This window comes from Jannaschia faecimaris, assembly GCF_900107415.1.
Lineage (GTDB): Bacteria > Pseudomonadota > Alphaproteobacteria > Rhodobacterales > Rhodobacteraceae > Jannaschia > Jannaschia faecimaris.
Window position 1 is genome coordinate 57,624 of the sequence record NZ_FNPX01000012.1, and the last position, 26,146, is coordinate 83,769.

Annotated in this window: 28 protein-coding genes; 12 read left to right on the forward strand and 16 right to left on the reverse strand. The window is 55.3% G+C overall.

The window, feature by feature from the left end; translation table 11 throughout:
• Nucleotides 1–30 precede the first annotated feature (30 nt).
• Nucleotides 31–1,188 carry a ribonuclease D gene (gene rnd / locus BLV27_RS12965; protein WP_092646741.1) on the forward strand — a complete coding sequence of 386 codons (1,158 nt, stop codon included), beginning with the start codon at nucleotides 31–33 and terminating at the stop codon, nucleotides 1,186–1,188.
• Here rnd and BLV27_RS12970 read toward each other — a convergent pair.
• From BLV27_RS12970 to BLV27_RS19125, 9 genes are all read right to left on the reverse strand, one after another.
• The gene (locus BLV27_RS12970; RefSeq protein ID WP_170831449.1) at nucleotides 1,185–1,643 is read right to left on the reverse strand and encodes an SH3 domain-containing protein; all 459 of its coding nucleotides are present in this window, start codon (nucleotides 1,641–1,643) and stop codon (nucleotides 1,185–1,187) included. The genes rnd and BLV27_RS12970 overlap by 4 nt on opposite strands.
• Nucleotides 1,644–1,702: 59 nt before the next feature.
• Nucleotides 1,703–2,827, reverse strand: coding sequence for an ABC transporter ATP-binding protein (locus BLV27_RS12975; protein WP_092646655.1), 1,125 nt, complete (start codon nucleotides 2,825–2,827; stop codon nucleotides 1,703–1,705).
• The gene (locus tag BLV27_RS12980) at nucleotides 2,767–3,564 is read right to left on the reverse strand and encodes an ABC transporter permease (RefSeq protein WP_092646657.1); all 798 of its coding nucleotides are present in this window, start codon (nucleotides 3,562–3,564) and stop codon (nucleotides 2,767–2,769) included. Before BLV27_RS12980 ends, BLV27_RS12975 begins: the two co-directional genes overlap by 61 nt.
• Nucleotides 3,565–4,392 carry an ABC transporter permease gene (locus tag BLV27_RS12985; RefSeq protein WP_092646743.1) on the reverse strand — a complete coding sequence of 276 codons (828 nt, stop codon included), beginning with the start codon at nucleotides 4,390–4,392 and terminating at the stop codon, nucleotides 3,565–3,567.
• A gap of 151 nt (nucleotides 4,393–4,543) precedes the next feature.
• Nucleotides 4,544–5,407: a sugar phosphate isomerase/epimerase family protein gene (locus tag BLV27_RS12990; protein ID WP_092646659.1), complete on the reverse strand. Its 864-nt coding sequence runs from the start codon at nucleotides 5,405–5,407 to the stop codon at nucleotides 4,544–4,546.
• On the reverse strand, nucleotides 5,404–6,306 hold the full coding sequence (locus BLV27_RS12995) for an NAD(P)-dependent oxidoreductase (RefSeq protein WP_092646661.1): 903 nt from the start codon (nucleotides 6,304–6,306) through the stop codon (nucleotides 5,404–5,406). The genes BLV27_RS12990 and BLV27_RS12995 overlap by 4 nt, the downstream gene beginning before the upstream one ends.
• 367 nt (nucleotides 6,307–6,673) lie before the next feature.
• Nucleotides 6,674–7,096 carry a hypothetical protein gene (locus tag BLV27_RS13000; protein ID WP_092646663.1) on the reverse strand — a complete coding sequence of 141 codons (423 nt, stop codon included), beginning with the start codon at nucleotides 7,094–7,096 and terminating at the stop codon, nucleotides 6,674–6,676.
• 105 nt (nucleotides 7,097–7,201) lie between these two features.
• A complete protein-coding gene (locus tag BLV27_RS19120; protein ID WP_211605513.1) occupies nucleotides 7,202–7,639 on the reverse strand; it encodes a hypothetical protein in 438 nt (145 codons plus the stop codon).
• Nucleotides 7,640–7,800: 161 nt separating this feature from the next.
• Nucleotides 7,801–8,121, reverse strand: a complete 321-nt coding sequence (locus tag BLV27_RS19125) for a DUF6626 family protein (RefSeq protein WP_139176638.1) — start codon at nucleotides 8,119–8,121, stop codon at nucleotides 7,801–7,803.
• Between the two features lie 865 nt (nucleotides 8,122–8,986).
• On the opposite strand from BLV27_RS19125, the gene BLV27_RS13005 reads away from it, so the two are divergent.
• The 5 genes from BLV27_RS13005 (at nucleotide 8,987) to BLV27_RS13020 (ending at nucleotide 14,743) form a co-directional block, all read left to right on the forward strand.
• Nucleotides 8,987–9,562 carry a tyrosine-type recombinase/integrase gene (locus BLV27_RS13005; RefSeq protein WP_170831451.1) on the forward strand — a complete coding sequence of 192 codons (576 nt, stop codon included), beginning with the start codon at nucleotides 8,987–8,989 and terminating at the stop codon, nucleotides 9,560–9,562.
• Nucleotides 9,563–10,135: 573 nt separating this feature from the next.
• Entirely contained in the window at nucleotides 10,136–10,483 is a 348-nt protein-coding gene (locus tag BLV27_RS13010; RefSeq protein WP_139176640.1) for a hypothetical protein, read from the forward strand.
• A gap of 513 nt (nucleotides 10,484–10,996) precedes the next feature.
• Complete coding sequence (locus BLV27_RS19130; protein ID WP_139176642.1) at nucleotides 10,997–11,737, forward strand: hypothetical protein; 741 nt, start codon at nucleotides 10,997–10,999, stop codon at nucleotides 11,735–11,737.
• Nucleotides 11,738–11,870: 133 nt separating this feature from the next.
• Nucleotides 11,871–13,511: an N-6 DNA methylase gene (locus tag BLV27_RS13015; RefSeq protein WP_139176644.1), complete on the forward strand. Its 1,641-nt coding sequence runs from the start codon at nucleotides 11,871–11,873 to the stop codon at nucleotides 13,509–13,511.
• Nucleotides 13,508–14,743, forward strand: a complete 1,236-nt coding sequence (locus tag BLV27_RS13020) for a DNA cytosine methyltransferase (RefSeq protein ID WP_092646671.1) — start codon at nucleotides 13,508–13,510, stop codon at nucleotides 14,741–14,743. Before BLV27_RS13015 ends, BLV27_RS13020 begins: the two co-directional genes overlap by 4 nt.
• 4 nt (nucleotides 14,744–14,747) lie before the next feature.
• Here the strand turns inward: BLV27_RS13020 and BLV27_RS13025 are convergent, their stop codons facing one another.
• Complete coding sequence (locus BLV27_RS13025; RefSeq protein WP_092646673.1) at nucleotides 14,748–16,373, reverse strand: Alw26I/Eco31I/Esp3I family type II restriction endonuclease; 1,626 nt, start codon at nucleotides 16,371–16,373, stop codon at nucleotides 14,748–14,750.
• A gap of 226 nt (nucleotides 16,374–16,599) precedes the next feature.
• Between BLV27_RS13025 and BLV27_RS19135 the strand changes: the two genes are divergently transcribed.
• The gene (locus tag BLV27_RS19135; RefSeq protein ID WP_139176646.1) at nucleotides 16,600–17,298 is read left to right on the forward strand and encodes a hypothetical protein; all 699 of its coding nucleotides are present in this window, start codon (nucleotides 16,600–16,602) and stop codon (nucleotides 17,296–17,298) included.
• Between the two features lie 280 nt (nucleotides 17,299–17,578).
• On the opposite strand, the gene BLV27_RS13030 is transcribed toward BLV27_RS19135, so the two are convergent.
• The 5 genes from BLV27_RS13030 to BLV27_RS13045 all read right to left on the reverse strand — a co-directional run bounded on the left by BLV27_RS13030 (nucleotide 17,579) and on the right by BLV27_RS13045 (nucleotide 21,713).
• Nucleotides 17,579–18,385: a tyrosine-type recombinase/integrase gene (locus tag BLV27_RS13030; protein WP_170831452.1), complete on the reverse strand. Its 807-nt coding sequence runs from the start codon at nucleotides 18,383–18,385 to the stop codon at nucleotides 17,579–17,581.
• A complete protein-coding gene (locus tag BLV27_RS19140) occupies nucleotides 18,382–18,957 on the reverse strand; it encodes a hypothetical protein (RefSeq protein WP_170831453.1) in 576 nt (191 codons plus the stop codon). Before BLV27_RS19140 ends, BLV27_RS13030 begins: the two co-directional genes overlap by 4 nt.
• Before the next feature lie 183 nt (nucleotides 18,958–19,140).
• Nucleotides 19,141–19,659, reverse strand: coding sequence for a 30S ribosomal protein S9 (rpsI, locus tag BLV27_RS13035; protein WP_092646677.1), 519 nt, complete (start codon nucleotides 19,657–19,659; stop codon nucleotides 19,141–19,143).
• On the reverse strand, nucleotides 19,659–20,123 hold the full coding sequence (gene rplM / locus BLV27_RS13040) for a 50S ribosomal protein L13 (RefSeq protein ID WP_092646679.1): 465 nt from the start codon (nucleotides 20,121–20,123) through the stop codon (nucleotides 19,659–19,661). Before rplM ends, rpsI begins: the two co-directional genes overlap by 1 nt.
• Nucleotides 20,124–20,279: 156 nt before the next feature.
• On the reverse strand, nucleotides 20,280–21,713 hold the full coding sequence (locus BLV27_RS13045) for an aminotransferase-like domain-containing protein (RefSeq protein WP_092646681.1): 1,434 nt from the start codon (nucleotides 21,711–21,713) through the stop codon (nucleotides 20,280–20,282).
• A gap of 117 nt (nucleotides 21,714–21,830) precedes the next feature.
• On the opposite strand from BLV27_RS13045, the gene BLV27_RS13050 reads away from it, so the two are divergent.
• Nucleotides 21,831–22,058 carry a DUF1127 domain-containing protein gene (locus BLV27_RS13050; protein ID WP_092646683.1) on the forward strand — a complete coding sequence of 76 codons (228 nt, stop codon included), beginning with the start codon at nucleotides 21,831–21,833 and terminating at the stop codon, nucleotides 22,056–22,058.
• Between the two features lie 61 nt (nucleotides 22,059–22,119).
• Here the strand turns inward: BLV27_RS13050 and BLV27_RS13055 are convergent, their stop codons facing one another.
• Nucleotides 22,120–22,536, reverse strand: coding sequence for a PaaI family thioesterase (locus tag BLV27_RS13055; RefSeq protein WP_092646685.1), 417 nt, complete (start codon nucleotides 22,534–22,536; stop codon nucleotides 22,120–22,122).
• Nucleotides 22,537–22,582: 46 nt separating this feature from the next.
• Here BLV27_RS13055 and BLV27_RS13060 point away from each other — a divergent pair, with 46 nt between their 5' ends.
• The 4 genes from BLV27_RS13060 to BLV27_RS13075 are packed head-to-tail and all read left to right on the forward strand — an operon-like array spanning nucleotide 22,583 to nucleotide 26,060.
• Nucleotides 22,583–23,368 (forward strand): enoyl-CoA hydratase, encoded by a 786-nt coding sequence (locus BLV27_RS13060; RefSeq protein ID WP_092646687.1) that lies wholly within the window; start codon nucleotides 22,583–22,585, stop codon nucleotides 23,366–23,368.
• Between the two features lie 36 nt (nucleotides 23,369–23,404).
• Nucleotides 23,405–24,199 carry a 5'/3'-nucleotidase SurE gene (gene surE, locus BLV27_RS13065; RefSeq protein WP_092646689.1) on the forward strand — a complete coding sequence of 265 codons (795 nt, stop codon included), beginning with the start codon at nucleotides 23,405–23,407 and terminating at the stop codon, nucleotides 24,197–24,199.
• 2 nt (nucleotides 24,200–24,201) lie between these two features.
• Nucleotides 24,202–24,840 carry a protein-L-isoaspartate(D-aspartate) O-methyltransferase gene (locus tag BLV27_RS13070; RefSeq protein ID WP_092646691.1) on the forward strand — a complete coding sequence of 213 codons (639 nt, stop codon included), beginning with the start codon at nucleotides 24,202–24,204 and terminating at the stop codon, nucleotides 24,838–24,840.
• 41 nt (nucleotides 24,841–24,881) lie between these two features.
• The gene (locus BLV27_RS13075) at nucleotides 24,882–26,060 is read left to right on the forward strand and encodes a peptidoglycan DD-metalloendopeptidase family protein (protein WP_092646693.1); all 1,179 of its coding nucleotides are present in this window, start codon (nucleotides 24,882–24,884) and stop codon (nucleotides 26,058–26,060) included.
• The last annotated feature ends 86 nt before the right edge of the window (nucleotides 26,061–26,146 follow it).

A 26,146-nucleotide genomic window follows, 5' to 3' on the forward strand; every position in this document is an offset into this window, starting at 1 on the left:
CCAAGGGTGACCGCCATTTCTGCCGCGACCATAACGACGCTGACCACCACCGAAGAACTTGCAAACTTCTGCGCCCGGGCGGCCAAGGCCCCCTATGTCACCGTCGACACCGAGTTCCTGCGCGAACGTACCTATTATTCCAAGCTTTGCCTGATCCAGCTGGCCTTTCCGGGCGATGGTGAAACGGACGCCGTTCTGGTCGATCCGCTGGCCAACGGGATGGACCTCGCCCCGCTTTATGACCTCTACCGCGATACGGGCGTCGTGAAGGTATTCCACGCCGCGCGCCAGGACCTTGAGATATTCGCGATCGAGGGCAACACGATCCCCGCGCCGCTTTTCGACACACAGGTTGCGGCCATGGTCTGCGGCTTTGGCGAGCAGGTTGGATACGAGACGCTGGCGCGCAAGGTCGCCAAGGCCCAGATCGACAAATCGTCGCGCTTCACCGACTGGTCGCGCCGTCCACTGTCGGATGCGCAGAAAAGCTATGCTCTGGCCGATGTGACGCATCTGCGGGTGATCTACGAATATCTGGCCGCAGAACTGGTCAAGACCGGGCGCACCCCCTGGGTTGAGGAAGAGATGGACGTTCTGCGCGATTTCGGCACCTACCGGGTCGAGCCACAGGACGCATGGAAGCGCCTGAAGATGCGCAATCCGTCCCCGCGCTACATCGGCATTGCACGCGAACTGGCCGCCTTCCGCGAGGAATACGCCCAGACCAACAACGTACCGCGTACCCGTGTCTACAAGGATGATGCACTGCTGGAGCTGACCGCGCTCAAGCCCAAGGATCTGAATGAGTTAGGCAAGGCCCGCCTTTTGCTGCGCGATGCCAGAAAAGGCCCGATTGCCGATGGAATCATTGCCGCCATCGCCGCTGGGCAGGCGGTTGGACGCGATGACTTGCCCAAAGTACCCAACCAGAAGAATCGTGATCAGATCAATGCCGCGCTTGCCGATCTGCTGCGCGTTCTGCTTAAGGCCAAAGCCGAAGGTGCGGGCGTCGCATCCAAACTGATCGCGACAGCTTCCGATCTGGACGACATCGCATCGGGTACGCGCGACGGCGACTGGGCCAAGGGGTGGCGCAAGGAGGTCTTCGGAACTGATGCGCTGCGTCTTTGCGAGGGTGAGATTGCGCTGGCCTGCAAGGGGCACACCGTAAGGATCATCGACCTTTAGCGTGTCAGATAGGCGTCGTAGGCCCAGCCCACGGCTCCTGAAACATGGCGCACCTGCACCCACCGGCCGCGCCGATCAAGCGCCTCCAGCCGGTCGCCGGGATACATGCGGCGCACGATCTCGTGGTTGGTGCCGGGGCCGCCCCTCAGGTTCAGATACCCGTCATCGCTGTGCGCCACGAACAGCAGCCCCGTCGCGGGCCTGCCGCGCTCCAGATAGTTCCCCGATACCCACCCGCGATCGCCCGAAGGCAGGCGAACGTAGTACCAGACGCCCTTGGTCTGTTGTACATCGACGCGGTCGCCGGGCGACAGGCGGCGCGTCACATCGAAGCGGGTACCGGGACCGGAGCGCATGTTGAGAAAACCATCGCTCGTCTGCGTCACGTAAAGGGTCTGCGCGGCGGCCCCAAGCGGGCTGAGCAGCAGGATCATCAGAAGCGTTGCAAGGCGCATGGGGCTCTCCGGTGTCGGTGTCGTGCCATGGTGTCCTGACCGGAGTCCCGGATCAAGGTCTAGCGGAACAACGTCACCGCGCCCGGCGACCAGGCAAGGCGCGCGGGCGCGCCGATATTCAGGACCGGCCGGCCGAAGACGTTGCGCATTGAGATGCGGACGGGCTTTTCGCATCCCGTGAGCAGCACGTCGTAATAGGTCATGTCACCGTAGTAGACGACCTCCGACACCTTGCCCTCGGCCACACGCCCTTCGGCTTCCTGACCCGGGAACAGCAAGGTCGCCGTTTCAGGGCGGAAGCCCGCCATCGGCGTGCCGTCGGTGCTGGCCGTGGATTGCAGATCGTCGAGAACGATCTTGCCCAGTCCTTGAACCTCAACCACGTCGTCGGTGACAGTCGCGGGAAGGAAGTTCATCACGCCGATGAATTCCGCGACCCGACGGGAAACCGGTCTGCGATAGAGCGCTTCGGCTTCGGCGATCTGGGCCACTTCGCCCTCGAACATCACCGCGATCCGGTCGGACATGACCAGCGCCTCCTCCTGGTCGTGCGTGACGAGGATGAAGGTAATGCCGACCTGCCTTTGCAGGCGAATAAGTTCGACCTGCATCTGTTCGCGCATCTTCTTGTCGAGCGCGCTGAGCGGTTCGTCCAACAGAAGCACCTTGGGACGCAGCACCAACGCGCGCGCCAGCGCCACCCGTTGCCGTTGCCCCCCCGAGAGCGCGTTTGCGGCACGGTTGCCGTAGCCGCCTAGCCCCACCATATCCAGCGCCTCGTCGACCAGAGTGGCCCGCGCCTGCGCCGTGAGGTCCGCGCGTTTACGCAGGCCGAAGGCCACGTTCTGCGCGACCGTCAGGTGGGGGAAGATGGCATAGGACTGGAACACCATGTTCGTGGGCCGCTTGTTGGGCGACACCTTCGTCATGTCCGTACCCGACAGGACCACCGTGCCGTCCGACACATCCTCGAACCCGGCGATGACACGCAGCAACGTTGTCTTGCCGCAGCCCGACGGGCCGAGCAGGGAGAAGAACTCTCCTTCGGCGATGTCGAGGTCGATGCCGCGCAGGGCGTGATACTCGCCGTAGAACTTCTGGATGCCGCGTAGCTTGATGAGGCTCACAGGAACCCTCCAGTATCTTTGCCGCCCGCCCGCGCGATACCGCGGCGGCGGTTCCATTCGGCCAATGTCAGGATGAGGATCGATGCCAGCACCAGAAGTGTGCCGAGCGCCATGATAACCGGCAGTTGTTTGGGGAACCGCAATAACGACCAGATGTAGACGGGCAGGGTGGTGTCGGACCCCGTCAGGAAGAAGGCGATGATGAATTCGTCCAGCGAGATCGTGAAGCAGATCAACAGCGCGGCGACGATGCCCGGCATGATCAGCGGCAGGGTCACCAAGCGAAAGGTCGATGCTCGCGTCTCGCCCAGGTCGATCGCGGCTTCTTCTAGCGAGGGGTCGAGCGACTGGAAGCTGGCATTCAGGATGGCGATGGCGAAGGGCGTGCAGATCAACACATGCGCCGCAACCACGGTCGTCAACGAAAGCGACCAGCCGAAGAACTGCACCACCACCACGAGCAACGATGTGGCCACGATGATCTCCGGCAGCACGAGGGGGATCATTACGAGGCCCATGGCCGCCGCTTTGCCCGGAAACGAATATCGGATATTGGCCCGCGCCGCCGCCAGCCCAAGCAAGACCGAAAGCACGGCGGAACTGCCCGCGACGCTCAGCGAATTGCCGAGTGCGGAATGGAGTTCGCTGTTTGTCCAGACGGCTGAGAACCAGTCGAGCGTAAACCCGTCGAGCGGGAAGGCGATGACCGTACCCGAATTGAACGCAAACACCGGCAAAAGGGCGATGGGCGCGTATAAAAAGATCAGGAAGGCGATGACATAGATGCGCAGCATTCAGCGCACCCCGCTCAACCGACGGGCAAGCCACACGGTAGCCAGCGCAATGACCGTCACGATTAACATCGCGATTACCGCCAGCGTCGCGCCCATCGGCGCGTTGTTCAGGCCAAGGAACTGCGTCTGGATCATGTTCGCGATCATCAGCCCACCCGGTCCGCCTACCTGTGCCGGTGTGACGTAGTCGCCCACGGTCGGAATGAAGACAATCAGCAGCGCCGCGACGACCCCGGGTGCCGCCAGAGGCAAGGTCACCCGGATAAAGGCGGTGACAGCGGTCTCGCCTAGGTCGCGCGCGGCCTCCAGCAGGGACCGGTCGATCTTTTCCAACGCCACGAAAATCGGCAGGATCGCGAAGGGTGCGAAGGCGTGCGACAGCGTCAGGACGACCGCGCTGGCCGAGTAAAGCGGCGCGCTCAGCCCCTCTTGCATCCACAGGATGCCTGTCGCGTTTCCAAGCGCTTCCAGAGGAACGTTCACGTAGGCCAGCACCGAGTTCAACACGCCGTTGAACCCCAGGATCACCTTCCACAGAAAGATCCGCAGAAGGTAGCTTGTCCAGAACGGGATCGTGATCAGGAACAGCCAGAGGGACTTTTTGGACGGCTGCACGTGGAAACTGACGAAATAGGCGACCGGGAAGGCCAGCAGAACCGTGATCAGCGTCACCAGCCCCGAGATCCAGAGGCTGCGCAGCATGATCGCGCGATAGATCGGGTCGGTGAACGCCTCGCGGTAGTTGGCAAGCGTCAATGTCCGGTCGACGGTCAGGTAGTCCTGCGTCCAGAAGCTGAACACAACAATCGCAAGAAGCGGCCCCGCCATGAGCGCGACCGCGTAAAGGAACGGCGGGGCGATCAAAGTCAGACCGCGTTTCGTCTCCTGATCCAATCGTGCCCCCGTTCCAAGTGCGCGGAGGATTACGCGACCCGGGGACGGGGGCAAGGGCTCATGTGCATTGCCCCTGCACAATGTCTCAGGCAAAGCGTGCCTTGAACCGGTCGATGCACATCCGAAATCCGCGCTCGAAGTCACCGTCGCCGGGATGATAAACGCTCTCGAACGAGATCACGCCGTCGTATCTATCCGCTTTGAGTGCCGTGGCGATGGGGCGGAAAAGAGGGCCAAGCTGACCTTCGCCCATCGGCCGAACCTCAAGCGTGGCGCGTGGGGTATCGACCTGCACGTCCTTGATGTGCATGTGGCCGAGGTATCCGCCCCGCACTTGATCGTAGCCCTCGGGCCAGGCGCGCTCGTGACACCAGCAGTTGTTGGCCGGATCCCACAGCACCTTGAGAGCATCCCGCGCGTCCAGCTCGTCGATCAACTTGCGCGCGGTGTAGTTGGAATTGACCATTGTACCGTTGCCCGTCTCGACCACGAGCGTCACGCCTTCGGCCCGCGCCAGATCGACCGCTGGCGCGATCATCGGTGGCATCGTATCCCAGGCCCCCTTGGCGACGTTCCAATGCTCCGCGCCGTTGCTGCCCCAGAGGATCTGCTCTTTCTTCTGCGTCATGATCCGCACCAATGGGGCATCGACGACGTGCGCCATGTCGATCACCCGCTTCAGCGCCTCCATGTGTTTGCGATGCAGCGCGTCGCCGGGCCGGTTTTCGGTCGTCATGCCTGCGAAAACATGTCGTGACAGGCAAGAGACCGGCTTGCCGCGGTCCCTTAGCATCAGGTCGATTTCCCGGATTTCCTGCGCGGAATGATCCCCGACCTCGGTGTCGCCGACAAATTGAAGTTCCGCGTATTCAAGGCCGAATTCGTCCATGACATCGACGGCATGACGCAGGTCGCGGCTTATACCGTCGCAAATAACGCCCAGCTTCACGTTGCGCCCTTGCGGTGCAGTTCAGCCCCCACGATCTCCTCGATGACGCGGGTGCAGACCCAGTTGTCGCCGTTGGGGTATTTCGACTTTCCGGCGTGGAAGATCTGCATCGCCGATGCCGCCGTGTGCAGTGGCACGCCCAATTCCTCACCCAGACCCATGGAGATCGTCAGATCCTTGTGCATCGTGTTGATGTGACTGCCGGAGCCCTCGAACTGGCGATCTACGATCTTTTCCAGCGCGTTGTTCACCACGCCGCACCCGGCTGAGGAGGTGGCGAACACATCCAGCAACACTTGCCCCGAAACGCCTGCTTTGGCTGCCAGCGCCGCCGCTTCGAACGTGGCCGAGAATTGCGCCCCGATCAGCGATTGCAGGCAGGCCTTCACCGTCTGCCCGTCGCCGGATTTGGTGCCGACGCGGTGAATGTTGGCCGACACCGCCTCCATCACGGGGGCAAATTCGTCCAGAACCGCGTCCGGGGCCGCCGCCATCATCGTCAGCGTGCCGCCCTGCGCGCCGGGAAAGCCGCCCGAAACCGGTGTGTCGATCAGGTGGATGCCCGAGCCTTCCATCGCTGCCCCGATCTCGCGGGCTTCACGCGGTCTGACCGTGGCGCTCAGCAGGATCGCGCCGCCGGGCTGCATCTGGGCGACGGCACCATCCGGCCCCAGCAAGACCGATTTCGCCTCGTCGCCGGTCATCACCATCACGAAGATCGCCTGCGCCGCGCGCCCGACCTCGGCCGCGTCCTTCGCCAGTGTTCCTCCCAACCCGACAAAGGCGTCGCACCTCTCCGGCTTCAGGTCGATCCCCGTGACCGTGAACCCGTTTGCAATCAGGTTCTTCGCCAGACCGCTGCCCATGTCACCGATGCCAATTACGCCCGTGGTCTTCATGTGAAATCCTCCCGTGTTTTCCGCGTCGGCGCGGGGCCGTGCGGTGTTCGAAATGGCCCCGATGGGCCGGTTTCGCGGGGATTTCACGCGTCGCGTCGCGACGTCGGGCGGGTCCGGAAGACACCCCGCTGCCCGGTTAGGTGAGGTCAGGGTTCACCGGATACGCGATTCGGGCAAGCATACCCGCCAATCGAAAAAGGCCCGCGACATGCGCGGGCCTTTCCACAGTGGTTGAAGGGCTGAAGATCAGCGCTTGGCTAAGCTAGTATCTTTATTAACGGTTCTTTATCAGTGTGTTAGATGACCCAAATACTTCATGTAAATAATACGTAAATCATCTACTGCGCTTGCTTTGAAAGGCTGTTAGCTAACTGGAACGTGCTTTCATAACGATTGCAATGGCGCTGTCCAACTCACCAGCTATCGCAGCCTGTTTAAAAGCGTCAAGCACGCCTGCAACATCATCCAGCTTGTCCACAAACACGGCGTTGCTCTTGCCGTTAATGCTCAAAACGCGGCTGCCGTATCGACACTGGACATAGTAGCCGTTGTCTTGCTCAAAAAACCAAGCGCGTACTCGCTTTTCATGCTCGACGCGAAGACGCTCACCAGCTTCATTTGTCTGCCAGCGCTTAGATTTAACGGTATATTCATCGCCAACCAACATGGCAGCAAGCACCCTGCCCTGTTCTTCAATCGCTGCAACCAGTTTATCACGTCGTGCAAGCACCGGATCTTTTTGAACGGTTCGTTGTACGGTCTTCAAGTTCAGTTTTGCAAGTGCGCTCATATCAGCAGCTCCCTTTTGTTTGCTGCTGTAAATGTATTTTCAGACCACAAGCGTAACGACCGAAAAACTGACTATATGGGGTAAATCAATTGGTTCCCTAGCTCGTCAAAAACATCTACCAAAGGTCAACGTATTTCCAACACTTCCAACATAAGCAGTTGAAAATAGGCGATATTTCACATCATAATGGAACGTGATTACACCCCCAAAGTTAAATTCTTTAATACCTGAAATATAGTCATTACTTTGAAATGTAATGGTGTGATCATATACTTTTTCGTCGCCAAAACTGTCATCATAAGAAAACCGGATTAGGTCCTCGCGCGTGTCAATAAAAAGCTTTGCGGAATAAGTACGTCCACTTTCGACTTGAAGTGTCTCGCTATCGCCTTCTGTATCTCTAGCGTCGCAGACCATAAATATCTGTTCGGCAAAAGCGGTCGACGCAACTAGGACTGTCGATAAAAATAGAATGATTAGGAATTTCATTGCGCTATAAGCTCCGTATTTATGTAATAAAACACTTCCAATTCTTTTCATCATATCAAATAGCTAAGTTTTAAAAGCAAGTATTTGCTAATCTTTACCGTCTAATATCACTTTCTGAAGCTGCATCCGTCGCTCGTCAAGCGTCCCACCTACCCATGCTGTACTGCCACCCCAAAAACATAAGTAGTCCCCAGCTATTTTTGGCACATCGTACATTATGCATTACAAACCCTTTTCCAGCGCTCTCTCACTTTCGCTTCTAAAGCCGATTGTGTCTGCCCACGCAGCTCAGTCAAAGCAGCCGCCCAGTGTTTGCTGGTCGCGTCGTCACGTCGCGCAAGCTCATTCGCATAATATCCAAGCTTGCTGCCCAGCGTCGCCAGTGCCTCAGCGCTTGGCTCAGTATCCGTAAATCGCAAAGTACGCATATAACACGCGCTCTTAGCCAGCCATTGCTCGCAAAACTGGCTTTCATTTGCAGCAAGATTTGCTGTTTGTAACGTAGTGTAAACATCTTCCAGTAGTCGTTTCGTCATCCATAGTTCTCCCTTGTCGATGTATTTATCAACAGCAGCAGATATTGAGACTATTGCAAAAGCTTAAACACATCCGCTTGCGCGTCTGTGTATCATTCTCACGCCGATAGCTTCGTTTGCACTACGCTTTCGGCCTTCAATGATGATGACTTCGTATTTAATATTTTATCTTTTTATCGACTTCGCAGAGCAGTTAGATCAACGCCCTTTTCGGCGTCGATCCAAACACGCACACACGTTACTTCGCGTCACTGCGTTAGGCTGTATCACTGAACCACTATGGAAGAGCAGGTTTTGCTATCGTCTCTATTACCAGCGCATCATACGCACATGCAGGCCCCATACAGCTAGGCCACCCTGCATGATGATGGGTCTCAAATTTTGAGGTTGTCATCCATCTCACTTGCAAAGCATTACTGACCTCAGTCAGCTTGCTTTATTCACCACACCATTACGATAATCGAAGCTGCTGGCTGGCTAAACATTTACGCCGTCGCAACTTTAGGCATCCCACCTACAAGGATGGGGTAGTCGATTAAAGCAGACAACAAGCAGTCCGTTTGCATACCGTCACACATCAGAACGGATTAGCAGCACTATTACATTTGGCGTGCCAGCCTTTATCTTGTTTGTAGTTGCCTCAGTGAGCCTGTTCGTTTGTGCCTTACAAAGTTATTTATCAACTGCGCGCCGATCCCCCAAAGTACTGAAACAGCAAAATGTTATAGAACAAGTAATCCATAACATTGTCATTCAATCTCAAGCAAAAACAGTGACTTGCTGAAACTTCAAAATCAGGTCGTTTTGCGAAATGTTAGGAATTACAATCACTTACAACAAAACCACATGTTGTAGGGATAAGACAATGAAGCAAGCAAAGCTACTTACAGACGCAGAACGCAAACGACTTGCCGCAGTGATCGACAGCAAGCGCTACGCAACACGTAACCATACAGCCGTAGCGCTCAGCTTTTACGCGGGTCTACGTGCTTGCGAGATTGCTGGCTTGCGCATTGCGGATGTTTTTGAGGCAGGTGGCGCTGTGCGTGACACGATTTACTTGAGCGCAGCGCAAACGAAGGGCAGCGCAGGCAACACTGTTTTGGTGAACAAAAAGCTGGCGACAGCGCTCAAGCGTTACGCTGCTGCCTACCCCAAACGCCTTCAGCAGCCAAACGCACCTGTCTTGTTCTCAGCAAAAGGATCGGGCTTTACAGCGCAGACCACAGTCAACCTGTTTCAAACGCTCTACAAAGCCGCAGCAATTGACGGTGCCAGCTCGCACAGCGGTCGGCGTCAATTTGTAACTGAGCTAGCGGACAAAGGCGTAAATGCCCGCGTCGTACAGGCTTTGGCGCGGCACAAGCATTTGAACACAACGATGCGCTATATTGATTTGAACGAAAATAAGATGCGGGCAGCTGTTGAACTGGTCAGCTAGCTAGTATTTGCACTATGCCTCTTTGCCCCAAGTGCAACCATCTTGCACCGAACATGCAGACCAGCATTTACGTGCGGTTTTGGGTCAAAAACGCTAGTTTTTAGTTTGGTGACACAGCTTTGATTGGCTTTTGAGCATCAAGCTTACGCTCTTTGCTTCTTAGCTTTCGCGCTTTCTTCTCAAAGTCGTTTGTCTGTGTACGTTTGGTGTAACTCGACTTGCTTTGTTTTTTGCCAACTTCACCCAAAATCTCCCATATGTGCAAAATCACCACCTCAAATCTGTAAGTACTTCGCTAGCAAAAACCGCAGCGTAGAAAACGCGCTGCAAAACCCGCTTCGGTATAAAGGTATTTATCGAAAACGGTCTACGCACCACTTCTCAGTCATACAAAAATACTTCATTTAATTGTTTTATATCAATATCTTATAAATATTGAAATTTGACAAAAATGACAAATTATGGTATGCTTTTTAATAAGGATGGATGAAAAATCCACCCAACATTTATTAGCAAAGGATATTAAAAATGAATGTAAATTATATTGTAAACTTCAAGCACTACCCACAGGTCATGTTCGACATTGAACTTGAGACAAACGGCTTTGATTATGACCAAATGAAGCTGCAGATACAGCTTGCCGCATACTTCCGCTTGCAAATCAACGGTCTGAATACGGATGATGTTTGGAAGATTTCTACTGCAGCAAATTGGACAGATACGTGGTGCAAGGAACACGGCCCATTGCCAAGCGATTTCAAAACACACTTCAATGGTAAGTTTGTATTTGGTGAATATAGCAACGACAGCAAGTCGCTTACACAAATCGTACAAGCTCAGTTCAATACTCAGAACATGATCGGTTTGGACTACGCTGGTAAAGTCTATAGTGTTGAAGAATACTACAGAAAATCTGCTTAAGTATATATAATTATTACTAAAACTTTTCCTCGCTACTTGTCGCTACAGCATTACGGTAGCGAGGAAGAACATGTAAATCGAACGCCCAAATTTCTGATGGTTTCCTTCTTCAGGTTACCGGCATGTCGAAATCGTCAGTCAAATTTCACGTAAGGCTATGTGTTTCGTAGCGCAAAATGCCGTTGCCCAGTTATAGCGGCCCCAGAACTAGGGTCGCCAAGCACCGAGCAAGTACCTTTAGGCACCCACAAGGCTGACGAAACCCAAAATGCGGATCAAGTAGCAACCTGAAGTCTATGGCCGTAGATTCAAAGTTTGAAGGCTACCCAAGCTCTCCCATCGAGCCTTAAAAGCCTTTATCAGGCTGTACCTAGAGCTCGACTCTGCCGACGGCATGCAGACGATCGTCACCAGATGCCGCCTGCGTCCCTAGCCTGCTGGATGCAATGGTACCAGCTTTACAATTATGTCACGACCTTCAATATGAACGTCGTATAGAAGAAAGGAAAAAAATTGGCGTTTAGTGATAGGTTCCTTTCGGCACTGAATAAGTGGCAAAAAGGATGGCAAGAGAAGGCCTGTAAGCGTTTGGAGATTGCCAACGAACTGGAATCCTCGATCGCCGAAACTGGCCTATCCCAGGATTTTCGAAACTGTGACAAAACATGCTACCGAAAAAGGTTTTTGGTCCCAAACAACCCCACAAATGGCGGTGACTTGGGACCCTTATTTATAAATGGTTCCCTTCCAGAGGGCGTAGCAAGTTGGTCCTCCGACAAACGGTTTGCACAAGATTTTAAGGATCCAACCCGCGAAGGTACATTCGCCGCTATTTTCTCTCACATTCCGGATCCTAGCGAGGTGTTGCTGAACATACCCGCGCTGTGGGAAGATTCCTCGTTTCAGACCGCTGTTAAGCGCTTCCATGATGGAAACCGAGAAAACGCTGACGCGCTCTTCCGTATGAGATCTCGCCAAAGCGAAGTGATACTTCGTGCTGACCTAAAGTACGAAGAGCTTGTTCATATCTGTGGCCGTAGTAGTCCATTTGATACGCTTTGCGAATTGTGCGGCTTGCATTCAGAGGAAGAACAAGATCGCCTTTGGAGCAAATTTGTGGAAGCTAACAGCTTTCCCGAAGAAGCGTTTTCCCTATCTACAACAGCGACGCGGGCAGCAATGGATCGCGCAAGAGCGAGTTTCCTTGATAAACACGGATCGACAATACAGACCGTGATAGCTCAGCGCGGCTGAAACACGAAAGTCCGCCTTAACATATAGCGGCGCTGCATCAGTTCCCCTTTAGTAGTCATTTCTGTCTTTACAGGCGTCACACCACAACGATGGAATCCACGTTAACAGTCGACTGAATCGAACCTTTAATCACTTGCGAACAGAACAAGAACAAGCTATCACCAAAAAACTCAAAAAGCGAGGTCAGAGAATGCTACACGTAGAGGCTGCCATCGCGTCAGGCGCAAGACATGACATAGAAAAGCGCCTTACCGGGAAGTATTATACTCCTTATTGTGTATCAGACCGGCTTGCTGAGCTTTCCATGGTGGGTGATCGCATTAAGAGTGTTTGCGACCCATTCTGTGGGGATGGCAGGTTGATTGTTTCTTTGATCGAGAGATCGCGCTCGGAAGATTACCTTAAGACTTTAAAACATATCGTTCTTTTTGACCGGGATGCTGTCGCGGTAGAAGAAGCTGAGAACAATGTACGAAATGCGCTTAGAGACGTTTCGAGATCCGATGTTACGGTAGAAAGCAAGGTTGTTGACACATTCTTGTTGCCAATAACGGAACGATACGACCTCGTGATAACTAATCCGCCATGGGAGCAGTTGAAGCCAGATAGCCGAGATCAAGTTGCGGACTCCTCTCTCTACAAAGACGCTATCCGAGATTACTCAAAGGTGATCGCAGATTCCTTTCCGAGCGCTGCTACATCAAAGAAAAGGTCCGTCGGAGGCTATAACATAAACCTTGCTCGTGCTGGAGCAATTGCGGCTATAGAGATGACAGAAATCGGTGGGCAGACACTGATCGTCTTGCCTTCAACTATTTTTTGCGATCAGGTATCTACGGAGTTCAGGAACAACTTTCTAAGTTCGGTCAAGGTCGACAGTCTAGAGTATTATCCTGCCGAAGCGAAGCTTTTTAAGGGTGTCGACCAATCGTTCGTCACCATTTCTGCTCAGCGAGGAAAAAGAACCGGACCGTTCTCATTAACTAGGTATAAGTCGGACCTTTCAATTCTAGATCAGCGTGAACATCATGTGGAGTGCCTCTCTGACACCATACCACTATCGATTGGTGGAAGAGAGCAGAAATTGATACAAGAAATTCAATCTGAACACCCACATCTTAGTTGTTTAGAAAAGGATCCGCGTTATCGACTTAGACTTGGCCGCGAAATTGATGAAACAAGAATTGCGGAGTCTTTTACTGAATCCAACCGTGGGATCCCATTCCTCAAAGGCCGCAACGTCAATCGTTTTTCGTTTGTCGACGACGGTCTTCCTCGTATTTGCCCTGAAACAAAAAAAATTCCCAGGTCTGTTTCTTACCAACGTTTAGTTTGGCGCGACGTGAGTCGGCCATCGCAAAAGCGGAGAGTGCAAGCTTGCATCTTGGGTCCCGGGATTGTAACCGGCAACTCTCTTGGTGTCGCATACTTTTGTGCTCAAGATCCTGAGTTGTTAAAGGCACTTCTTGCCGTCGTAAACAGCTTGGTTTTTGAGGTTCAAGTAAGGAGCATACTTGCAACTAACCACATTTCCCAAGGTGCTCTTAGGAAGTGTTCAGTTCCCCATATTGCATTTGAGGATGTGTCAGTTAGGAGTAAACTAGCCTACTTGGTGGACACAATAAGTAGCTCAGGTTTCTCTCCAGAAATTGAGGTTGAAGTGGCGAAGAGTTATGGTCTGAACCGGGATCAGTTTTTTGAACTCTTAGCGCCATTTAGCAAATTGGAAGAACGCGAAGTAAATGCACTCATGGAAAGGACCCTTTGGGTATGATCGGAATGCACATTGCTCCGCCGCTTTCGGAGCTTGATCTTATGGTGGCGCGAGCTGTTCCTCCTGGCGGCAACTGGAAAGACGTTCCAGTTGATGTACCTTCGAAGCGACTGGAAACTATTCGCGCAAGTTACGCGAGAGGTGAAGGTAGCCGTTCGACGTATTACGGTCGGCTTAACCCGGCCCACCCATCCTATACGATCTCTACCTACTTCACCCGCCCCGGAAATGGCTGTCATCTGCACTTTGACAATAGCCAAATGAGAACAATTTCTTATCGGGAAGCAGCTCGTCTGCAAAGCTTTCCAGACAGCTTCGAATTCTTTGGCTCAAAGACTGCAATTGCAAATCAAATTGGTAACGCTGTACCTCCCCTTTTGGCATACTTTCTCGCTAACGGTTTCGAAGAAAAGGGGGAGGTTGTTGATCTATTTAGCGGTTGTGGAGGGCTCGCATTAGGCTTCAAATGGGCCGGCTGGCGAAGTGTTTTGGGATCAGATATCGATTACAGAGCTCTTCAAACCTTTGAGGCGAATATATCCCCTCGAGTAGTTCTGGGAGATGTTAGAGAGGCCAACGTACGTTCCGAAATAGAAGCGTCAGTTAAACGCCAGCGCAATTCTCATTCGCCACTTTTGGTGGTGGGCGGCCCTCCCTGTCAGGGGTTTTCCACGGCGGGCAAGTCTCGTTCGCGAAGCGATGAAAGAAACCACCTATTTCGTGACTATTGCAACTTGGTCGAGTCTCTGGATCCTGACGCCTTTATCTTTGAAAACGTAACTGGTTTGCTTAACATGGAGAAAGGTGAAGTTTTCAAAGAGATATTGGGCGAACTCGGTCGACATGCCAAAAGTGTACTTTGGTGGAAGGTCCCTGCTGAAACATATGGTGTTCCACAACGTCGCACGCGTGTTATCATCGTTGGCCTGCGACGAATTCCACAATTTAATCTTGCGCCGGGCCTACTAGGAGGAAAGGCATCAGAGTTGCTTCCTGTATCGGTTTATGAAGCGCTTGGTGATCTACCAAAAATCACCGCTGGCGAGGATGGAAGCGCATTAAATTACCTATACTCGCCACAGACTTTTTATCAGAAGTTGATGAGAGGTATCGTAGATGCCCAAACTTACTGCGAAAGCTTATCTCGCCGAACTGTGAGGGAAGCTGAGTTTTCTCCGAAATCCGAAGGCGATCTGAAGAATATCACAGTTAGAGGACAAGGAGCGCTCTAGACAGCTATAAATCGTCAATTTCGCGCACATATCTGTCATCTTCCCACATCTCTGAAAGAACATCTGCAACGGCGTTCATGTGGGCTTTGAAAAGAGTTTTCGACTTTTCATATACTCGATTGTCAAACCTATCATACTCAGAAAATACTCGTTTGAACGCTGGGATTTTTTCGTCTGCTGATGTTTTTAAAGCTTCAGAAATTGATCGATTGTAATCAGCAGTTTCATTTTCAATTGTACGTAGTGACCGAATGGTAGCCTCCAGCATCGTTCGGCTAAAGGGATTTTCAGCCAGGAAAACATTGCGATTCTCTTTAGTGAAGTAGTTATCAAGCTCACCAAAGGCTATACGAGCTCTGCGCGCCTTTTGTTCAAGCACATATTTTGTTGTACGTGCCGAATATTGAATACTATCATATTTAGTCACGGCATCCACAATGCGTAAGCCTAAAAACGAGACATCTCTTTCAGCATATTCCATTTCCAATAGGCTAGCCAGAAACCCAAACTGCTCACTTTGGGCTATAAAAAATAGAGCTGCCATGTACGAATGACGATTGTCGCGCAAAACCTTGCTGATCCGTAAGGCGTGCTCGTGAGTCTCTACCCTATGCTTGAGCTTGTCCCACAGTGCTTGGCTATGCCAAGACACTATTTGCTCGCCTTTGCTCTCACGTTCTATCAGCCACGCTACGTCCGACGGGTACATCCTATTGTTCTTGGCACTATTGCAGGCGGAACAAAGGAGCTGAAAGCACGGAAAATGGCAAAATCCTAGTGAAATCGGTCCAATATGGTCTGCTTGACATGGACCGTCATGTCCATTTTTGCATGGCTCGCCCCGGAATTCACTTCTTACAATCCCCATCAATCGATCGGCAGCAATCCAATCGCCCGAAGCCCAGTACTCAAATACCCGTCGGTCAGTCGAATAAGATCGAAGGTTTTTCTTGCCCCTGCCTTTATCTGCGGTTCCTCGACAACACCGGTTGAAGCTGTGGAAGCCATCAAAGCGGTCTGGCGCATTTGACATCACACCGGGACTAAGAGTTTTTGGTTCCGAGGGTGCATAGACCTCGGTAATCCAAGATTTCCATGCTTCCACATCTGCGGTTAGACTGGGTAAGCTCGGATGTTCACCGATGACACAAGCCAGTACTTTTGTCGCGTCTACGCCGGGTTCTTCATGCAGGCGATCAATTAGGGCGTAAATGTCTTCTAACTGATCTATGTCGAAGTCGCTATCCACGAGTTCGCACTTACGAAAGCGCTTCTCAAACATGTTGCTCGGATAGACATATCTTATATCCATCAATCGACCGCACTTTTTGCACGGTTTTTCTTTAGTTGGATGGATCCGCTTAGCGGTCTTGGAGATCCAACGATCCTCTGTGGTGGGGATGCCAATCTCAGCAGCCTTTCTAGCCCACCAATCACGACGGCGATGATGAGAGTCTTTAAACTTCCCGCCTGTTCGATTCGAAGGTGCTTCCCACTGAATGCGGCCGTCATCATAATATACGTCGGGCATTCCGTGGAACTCGCGGCTCTCGGCAATCTCGGTCATATACTTTTGAAATGTTGAATGAGGGTCTTGGCCCTTGAATCCCGATTTTATTTGCTCGTTCATTGCTACTACTACCTCATGCTAGTCTTTTGACTCTCGTCGGGAAGGAAGAATGTCAATGCTTTTGCGTACATCGAGCGGCAGTTTGTAGGACGCATTGGGCCATGGATCAGAATTGACCTGTTGCGTTGTGCTTGAAAGGGGAACCTGCTAGCCGAACAACGACGACTGCGGGACACTAGAACGAGTGAGACTTGAAGTTTTGACGGATGTTAGGCCAAGACTGGCAATGGAAGTAGAGCTCTTTGGGCCCAAAATCGCTGGCGAACCAATCGCGCGCAATCCAAAGTTCCCCAAATATTCTGTTGTTCGCGAGCTTCTTGCAGTTTTATCGGGTCTTACCAAGCGTGACCTTCGCGGCTTAATAAACGCTGTGTACCTTGAATCTGGTTCGAAAGACGCTCCTGTGAGTTGGACCAATCCCGCATTCTGGATCAACGAGCGTCTATGCCAGCGTGAGAAGGAAGTAGCTGAAAGAATCTTCGAAGGAACCAACAGATCAGTCAATCCGGCCAGAATTTATGGCGCATACCTGTTGATAAGCAGATATGGATTGCTGGACATAGTTGATGGGGTATATTGTGAGAATAACAATACGTCCGAGTTTAACGTTGAACCAAGTCCAATTGTTTTTCAAGTTGACTACTTTGAAGGTATTATTGCTATAATACAATGGCTTGCGGAAAATCATGTCCTGGCGCGTGAGGAGCTCATTCATAAATGGATTGAACTTTGCGAGACTAGGAGTCAGATGCGCTCGAGACGATCGATCGGTTCGGCCTTGTCGCTACGAGTTGCAAATCTAAAGTCGAGAAACTTAATCAATGAAAAAGGCCGAAAACTGCACCTTTCGGAGAATGGGCGCCATTACGCCTCATGGATTGCCGATACATACCAGAGTGACAGAATTAGCAACCTAGTGAATTGAGTTCCACTATACAGGGCTATGAACCTCTACGCCTTGTCCTCAAAGCGATGGAGCGCTTTTGTTGGGAGACTCTCCGCCACTCATGCCACCTAATGCACCCTGTCCAAGCTGTAGGACCGCTGCTACGCGATGCCCACTACATCAGAGTTTTATGTAAGCCGCCCGCACAAGCGCCGCTAAGCACCCAACCAACGCCTTTGCACACACATTACTGCTGACCGTTCCCAACACGCGCTGTATGCAGCGCTTTGACCGCTGTGCGTTACATCAAAGTTTGAAGTTAGCGCCTGCGTTTTGCAGCCGCCTGCATCGCATCAAGCTTCCTACGCGCCCTGTCCGCTTCAGTTGCACCTGTAGCCGCCGCGCCGCGCTGCACAGCCCTGCCCTCCGTACTCAGCAAAACGTCTACGTCCATCAACATGCCCTTGCGCACGTAATGATCGTCAATTTGCTTTCGGCTCGTGCCCATATTTTCGGCCAGCATGTCATACGTTGCTAAATTGTAGCCCATGTCCCTAAAGCGTTCTTCCGCATAGTAATGCCGCAAGCTGTAAGCCGTGCGTCGATCACCGTTTTCGTCATACAGCAAACCAGCTTCTTCAAGCATTTTCGGCAAAGTTTTATAAAACCCGTTGTTCCGCTTGCCGTTTCTATCGCAAAACACCCAATCGCCAGCTTCAGTATGCCCCGTAAGCTTGCAAAGCTGTTGATAATGAACGTTTAAAAAGTAATGCGACCGCACAATCCGCGTGCCAGTTTTCGTGTTTTTGGGCACAATTATTTCCAAGTACTGCTGGCCTTTATCACTTGTTTTGACTGCAATATCTCTGTGCTTGAGCTGCAAAACTTCGCCTGTGCGCATGCCTGTTTCAGCAAGCCAGGTAAGATAAAATTTGAGCAGTTGACGGTTATACTTGTGCGCCGAGTTAACCCGCTCGTCGTTTACGCCCCAGCCATCAACCCATCGTTGCATGTAGTCCTGCAACCGCATGTATTCAGCATGTGAAAACGAAGGCCGCCTTTTTGCTGCAATGCCCTGCCGTGCAAACGTGTTTTCGATAATCGGCATGTGCGCGATCAGCTTCATGCTGTTCGCCCAGCCAAATATCTCACGCAAAGCGCTCTGCTCCATGTCCATGCTTTTTTTGCCGGTTGCAGCGCATGATTGGCGTGACGTTTGCGCTCCGTTTCGTCCGCCCTCGCCCAGTATGTCATCCGCCAGTTCCAATAACCCTGCACAAATGCATGTGTCATCTCGTCCAGCTTCATACTGCCAAAATACGGTAGCCAGTAACGCTGTGCGTGTTTTTCGTACCAAGTGACGCGTTGCGAAATTCCATTTCTGCCTTTTGCATGCTGCAATGCTTCAAGCCGCTGCCGCTTATCAGCCCACCAAATCACGTATAAATCTTCAAACGTAAGCTGTTTGACAGGCTCCTTCTTCTTAGCACGCAAACGCAAGTCATCGTATTTGTCCAAAGCGTACCGTTTTGCTTCTTCTAAATCCGTTTCGCCCGTACTTTCCTGTACGTATGTGACCTTGTTTCCATAAACATCCTGCATGCCCCGTACGTGTATGCGCATGTGATAAATGGGCCGTTTTGCATGCTGACGATGAAAAAGAATTACTTGGCCGTCTTTAAGCTCGACTTTGTTCAAGTAACTTTTGCTCATAACAGTGCCGCCAGTATCATTTCCTTGTAAAACTACTGTAAAAGCAGCAGCACTATCTGTCTATCAAATGCTACATGTAAATAATCTGTCAAACCTACAAACAAAGAAAAAGCGCAGTAAAAACTGCGCTTTTCCAATAGTTTAGCATTTTCAGTGTAAGCGAAAATCTTAACGCTTGGAGAACTGGAAGCTCTTGCGGGCCTTGGCCTTGCCGTACTTCTTGCGTTCCACGACGCGGCTATCGCGGGTCAGGAAGCCGGCGGCCTTCAGTGCGCCGCGCAGACCGGGTTCGTAGAGTTGCAGTGCCTTGGAGACACCGTGCTTCACGGCACCGGCCTGACCTGACAGCCCGCCGCCCTTGACGGTGGCCATCACGTCGAACTGACCTTCGCGGTCAGTGATCTCGAAGGGTTGCTTCAGGATCATTTGCAGAACCGGGCGGGCGAAGTACGTGTTGATGTCCTTGCCATTGACGATGACCTTGCCGGAGCCCGGCTTGATCCAGACGCGGGCGACCGCGTCCTTGCGCTTGCCGGTCGCGTAGGAGCGGCCAAGCTCGTCGCGAACAGGTTCGCGCGGGGTGGAGGTGTCCAACAGGATCTGCTCACCGCTGTCACCATCGGTGGCGGCGGGGGTGCCTTCGACGGCACCCTTGAGATCTTCGAGGGAGTTCAGTTGCTCGGCCATTAGGAAGCACTCCGCGTATTCTTGGGGTTCATCGACTTGACGTCGAGGACTTCGGGCGACTGCGCTTCGTGCGGATGCTCGGCCGACGCGTAGACGCGCAGGTTGGTCATCAGCTGACGCGACAGCTTGTTGCCCGGCAACATGCGCTTGACCGCCTGGGTCAGAACGCGCTCGGGAAACTTGCCATCCAGGATTTCCTGGGTCGTGCGCGACTTGATGCCGCCCGGATGACCGGTGTGCCAGTAGTTCGGCTTCTCACGCTTGTTGCCCGTGATCTGCACTTTGTCGGCATTGATCACGATGACGTTGTCGCCCATGTCCATGGACGGCGTGAACGTGGCCTTGTGCTTGCCGCGCAGGCGCATCGCGATGATCGAGGCAAGACGACCTAGAACCACACCTTCGGCGTCGATCAGGATCCACTTTTTCTCGATCTGGTCGGGGGTCATGGTGAAAGTCTTCACGGCCCACTCCTATCTGATCGGTTGAAAGACGGTGGGGCGCGTGCCCCGGATGACGGGCTTATATACACGGGTTGCGCCGCGTCAATGGACGGCGAAACCAGAATATATAGAAAAAACAGTATTTTAAATATGGGGTTTTATTTTACCCCACGCATTCTATACGCCCAGTCCCTCGGGAGGCTGATCCAGCAGGTCGCGCAGGCGGCGAATGGCATCCTCAAAGCTGGCAAGCGACACGCCGGCATTGACCGACATACGTACCGCATGGGGGGCATTCGCATCGCGCCCGGCGTATTCCTCGGCGGCGCGCAGCTTGACACCCACTCCTTCTGCCGCGCGGCAGAACGATGAGGCGCGCCAGCCGCGGGGCAACACCAGCCACATGAACGAGACGTCGGGTCGGCAGTGCAGCTCAAAGCCGTCCAGCACTTGCGCCGCAGTGCGCACATAGGTGCCAACCACTTTCCGCGTGTCCGCCATCAGACCGGGCAGGGCAGGGTCCACCAGCAGCCGCGCGGCCAGATCGCTCATCGGTGTGGCCATCCCGAAGGAGCTGTACTCTGCCGCCCGGCGCAGGGAGATGCGGTGCGTGCGCGGGGCCATGGCAAACCCAAGGCGCAGGGCGGGCGATATCGTCTTGGCGATGGAGGAGATATGCCAGGTGCGTTCCGGGGCCATTAGGCGATAGGTCGGCAGCTCGCTGCGCTCCATCTGGTAGCAGTCGTCCTCAAGGATCTGGATGTTGGACGCCCGGGCTACTTCAACGATTTGCCGCCGCCGCGATTCAGGCGTCATGGTGCAGGTCGGGTTGTGCACGTCGGGCGAGGTGCACAACAGCTGCGCATCGGCATTGCGGGTCGCAGCCTCCAATGCCTCGGGGATGATACCTTCGGCGTCGGTGGCGACCGGTATGACATCGGCGCGCAACATCTCCGCCACGCGGCGAAAGCCGGGGTAGGTCAAGTCTTCCACCAGGACCGCCGGGCGCCGGCCCGTCAGCACCGCCTGCATCACCAGGCTTATCGCGTGCTGCCCGCCGTTGGTCAGGGTGATGTCATCGACCTCCAGCGGCCCAAGCGCCGGATGGTCGAGGAAGTGCTGCGCCGCTTCTCGGGCGAGGCGCTCGTTCGCGTGGGCGGGGTAGTGCATCAGGCCCGAAGGCGGATTCGCCGCAATCTCGCCCAGTAGCCTGCGGATCAGATCCACTTGCCCAACCGAGGGCAGGTGCGGCGACAGCAGGTTCACCATATAGCTGTCACCGCCGGTCAGGTGCGGGGTGGAATCGACTTCTAGCGCCTCAAGCTCACGGTAGATCGGCGAACGGACACCGGCCTCGGCCACAAAGGTTCCACGCCCCACGGCGGCATCCAGCGTGCCATCGTCCGTCAGGCGCGAATAGGCGCGCGCCACGGTTCCGGGGGTGACGCCCACGCGCCACGCCAGGTCGCGCACGGCGGGCAGGCGGGTGCCCGGCGTTAGGTCACCGCGGGTTATGGCCGCGCGGATCGCCCCCTCCAGAACAACATACTTCGGCCGCTCGTCCGCGCCAAAGTCGACGTGAATGACATTCTGATCCGTGATTGTACTCATAACAATGTATCGCTGGATTCTGTGGATTGGTGATTGTATCTACTAATTGCACCCTAGCGGTAAGATTGTACCAACACAAGTAAACATACAAAGGCTGTATCTTGAAAGGATAACTCCATGACTGCCCTCGCATTCGACCATCCCGCCCTGAACGCACACGCTGTTCCCTCCGCTTCGCCGGTGGCTGTCGCGCTGATTGCGGCGGGATCGATACTGGCGAAATGGGAGACACGGGCCCGGACCCGTGCGGATCTTCGGCGTGTCGATCCGGAATTGTACCAAGATATCGGTCTGACCACTGCCGAAGTCCTGATCGAGACAGCCAAGCCATTCTGGCGCGCCTGACGCGCCGTTCACAAACCCTTCCCCACTGGCCGGGTCGTGCATCGCACGCCCGGCCGTTTTTTTATGCGGGCGGGATCGAATAGGTCAGGGAGGCGCGCGCCACGGGCCGGTCATCCCCCTCCGAGAACAGCAGGCAATCGCCCACCGCCAACGCCCGGCCCAGTTTCAGCAGGCGCACATCGCAGATCAGATCGGTATCCGCCGCCGGCTTGCGCATGAAGTCGATGGAGCAATTCGTCGTCACGGCCAGCGCGACAGGCCCGATTCGCGAAAGAATCGCGAGGTAGACCGCAACATCCGCCAAGGCGAACATTGAAGGGCCCGACACCGTGCCGCCGGGCCGCAGGTGCCGGTGATCCACGTTCAAACGCACGGTCAGGCCGTTCATGTCGACGTGTTCGAGTATGAAATCCTCGGCCACCTGAAGAAATTCCGCCGACAAGAACCGTTGCAGCGCCGCCGCATCCATCTTCAGCATTGCAATCGCTCCTTCGTCTTCGCAGTCTGGGCCGCGGGAGGAACCCATGACCGATATTCTGTTGCGCGAGGATCGGGGCGGTATTGCCACGCTGACCTTGAACGATCCGGGGACGCTCAACGCGTTGTCCGATGAAATGCTGGCGGCGCTGGCAGGTCAACTGTCTGATATCGCGGCGTCCGATTTACGTGTCGTCATCCTGCGTGCTGCGGGGCGGGCCTTTTGCGCGGGTCATCACCTGCGCCAGATGCAGGCCATGCGCCAGGCGGAGGACGGGGGGCAGGCAGCCTTTGCCGATCTGTTCGACCGCTGTGCCGCCGTGATGGGCCAGATACGCAGCCTGCCGCAACCGGTCGTCGCCCGTGTTCAGGGGCTGGCCGCAGCCGCCGGGTGCCAGTTGGTCGCGACCTGCGATCTGGCCGTCGCCGCCGAGGAGGCGCAATTCGGGGTGAACGGCGTGAATATCGGTCTGTTCTGCTCCACGCCTATGGTCGCCTTGACCCGAAACATTGGCCGTAAGCGCGCGTTCGAGATGCTGTCGATGGGCCAGTTCCTAAGCGCTGAAGACGCGCAGGCGGCGGGGCTTATCAACCGGGCCGTCCCGATGGAGGCGCTGGACGCCAGTGTCGACGACTTCGCGGACAAGCTGGCGGGTAAACTGCCGTCGGCGGTCCGCATCGGCAAGGGGCTGTTCCATGCGCAGGCCGAGATGCCCATCGACGATGCCTATGCGCTGGCCCGCGACGCCATGGTCGCCAATCTAGGTGATGAAGATACGGCTGAGGGGATACAGGCGTTCCTTGAAAAGCGTGCCCCCCGCTGGACGCCCTAGGCCAGCCCGCGTATCCGGGGCCAAAGGAGCCCATGAATGCGCATTCTGATCACCAACGACGACGGAATATCGGCCCCCGGCCTGTCCGTCCTGCAAGACATTGCCACGGAAGTCGCCGGTCCGGACGGCGAAGTCTGGATCGTGGCCCCTGCGTTCGAGCAGTCGGGGGTCGGGCATTGCATCAATTACGTGAAGCCCTCGATGATCACGCAGTTGGAGGAGCGGCGTTTCGCGATCGAAGGCTCGCCCGCGGATTGCGTGCTGGCCGGTCTGGGAGAACTGGTGGACGGTGAGATCGACTTAGTGCTGTCCGGCGTGAATCGCGGCAACAATGCCGGGGAAAACACGATGTATTCGGGCACCATCGGGGCCGCGATGGAGGCCGCCTTGCAGGGCGTGCGCGGCATCGCGATGTCGCAATTCTACGGCCCGCACAACGTCAAGCTCGACAACCCGTTCGATTCCGCCGCCGTCCACGGGGTCGACTGCGTTCGCCGTCTGATCGAAGGGGCCGAATGGGGCGGTGACGATTACAAGCTTTTCTATAACGTCAACTTCCCTCCTTGCCCCGCCAATAGCGTAAAGGGTCTGGCGGCTGTCGCGCAGGGGTATCGCGGTGACGGTCGTATGGGTGTGCATCCGCAGACAGCTCCTTCGGGGCGCAAGTACCTGTGGATCAAGGGATCTGCTCAGGGCGAGCCGACGCAGCCGGGCACGGATGTTAAGGCCAATGTGGAGGGCTGGGTGTCGGTCACGCCGATGCGTTGCGACCTGACGGACCGGGCCGCGCTGGACGGTTTGCGCGGCGTTCTTGACGATTACGGCGGCTGACTATGGCTTCGCCCGAAGATACGATGCGGCTCCAACTCACGCTGCGGTCGCGCGGGGTCAAGGACCTGCGCGTGCTGACGGCGATGGAGCGAGTGGATCGGGCTATCTTCGTGACCGAGACCTTTGCCGCGCGGGCCTACGACGATGTGCCACTTCCGATTGCGGGCGGGCAGACCATAAGCCAGCCCAGTGTCGTGGGGCAGATGACGCAGGCGCTCGGTGTGCAGCCGCGCGACAAGGTGCTGGAAGTGGGAACGGGCACCGGATACCAAGCCGCGATCCTGTCGCACCTGGCCCGGCGGGTCTATACGGTGGAACGGCAACGTGCTCTCACGCGGATCGCACAAGCCAATCACAAGGAGCTGGGCCTGTCGAATATCACTCAGATCACGGGTGACGGAAGCTATGGCCTGCCCGATCAGGCCCCCTTCGACCGGATCCTTGTGACTGCCGCCGCCGAAGATCCGCCCGGTCCCCTGTTGGCACAGTTGCGCATAGGGGGTAGTATGGTTGTGCCCGTAGGCGTGTCCGACCACGTACAGACCTTGATAAAGGTGACGCGGACGGAAACTGGGTACGAATATGAGGAGCTTTCACCAGTGCGCTTTGTGCCATTGGTGGAGGGGGTGGAACACGACTGAAGGACGTGCCATCCCGACTTGGGGCAGCAGAGGGGACAGTGATGTCCATAACAGGCAAGACCGCTTGGATCGGGCTTATGACAAGCGTCGGCATCTTGGCAGGGTGTTCCGAATTCCAATCGGGCAATCTCGACTTCGATCTGCGTAACAACGCTGGAACCATCGACACGACCGAAGGGGTCCGGCTGACTCCTGCGGCTCGTCCGATGCCGGATGCGAACGGGTTGATTACCTACTCGACCTATCAGGTCGCCGTCGCGCGGCGTGGGGATACGGTCCAGACGGTTGCGGACCGGATCGGCTATTCTTCCATCGAGCTGGCACGGTTCAACGGTGTGTCGCCAGACACCCGGTTGAACAAGGATGCCGTTTTGGCGTTGCCCGGTCGCATCGTGCCGGAGGCGGCGACCAATGGCGCGCGGCCAGACATCAGCAGCATCGCCGGCGCGGCCATTGATCGCGCATCCGGCGGAACTTCGCCGCAGGTCACGGTGCAAGGCGGGCAGGAGCCCGTGCGCCACCGCGTGGCCCGTGGTGAGACGGCTTTCTCCATCGCGCGCCTTTACGGTGTGAGCCCGTCGGCGCTTGCCGAATGGAACGGGCTTGGCCCCGATCTCGCAGTGCGCGAGGGCCAATATCTGCTGATCCCGCTGGTGGTCAGTGAAGATGGTGCGCTTGAAATCGCGACGCCCGCGCCGGGCGTGGGCACCGCCACGCCGGTGCCGCCGTCGGCGAGTTCCGCGCTGCCCGAAGCTGTCGAAGCCGAACCGCTTCCCGATGGCCCGCAGCTGGACCAGTTCCGTACGGCGGCCAGCGCACCGGCCCCTGCGCGTGAACCGGTGTCCACCTCGGCACCGGAACCGGAGGCCACTCTGTCCAGGTTGCGCCGCCCCGTTGCGGGCGAGGTTCTGCGCCCCTTCTCGGGCCGGAACGAAGGAATTGATTTCCGCGCCTCCGAGGGAACTGCGGTTCAGGCCGCCGCGACCGGGACCGTCGCCGCAATCACACGCGACACCGATCAGGTGCCCATCCTGGTGCTGCGGCACGAGGGGGGGCTGCTGACGGTTTATGCCAACATCAAGGATATCCGCGTCGCGAAGGGTGATTCCATCGCCGCCGGCCAACGTGTGGCCAGCGTGGGTGGCGGCGACCCCGCGTTCCTTCATTTCGAGGTCAGGCGCGGCTTCGATGCCATCGATCCGGCTCCGTTGTTGCGCTGAGACGCGACAGATCGGTGCAGGATGCGCAATTTTGCGTGCGGGCGCTTTCATGTGCCCGGCGCAATGCGTACATAACGTCGAGACAG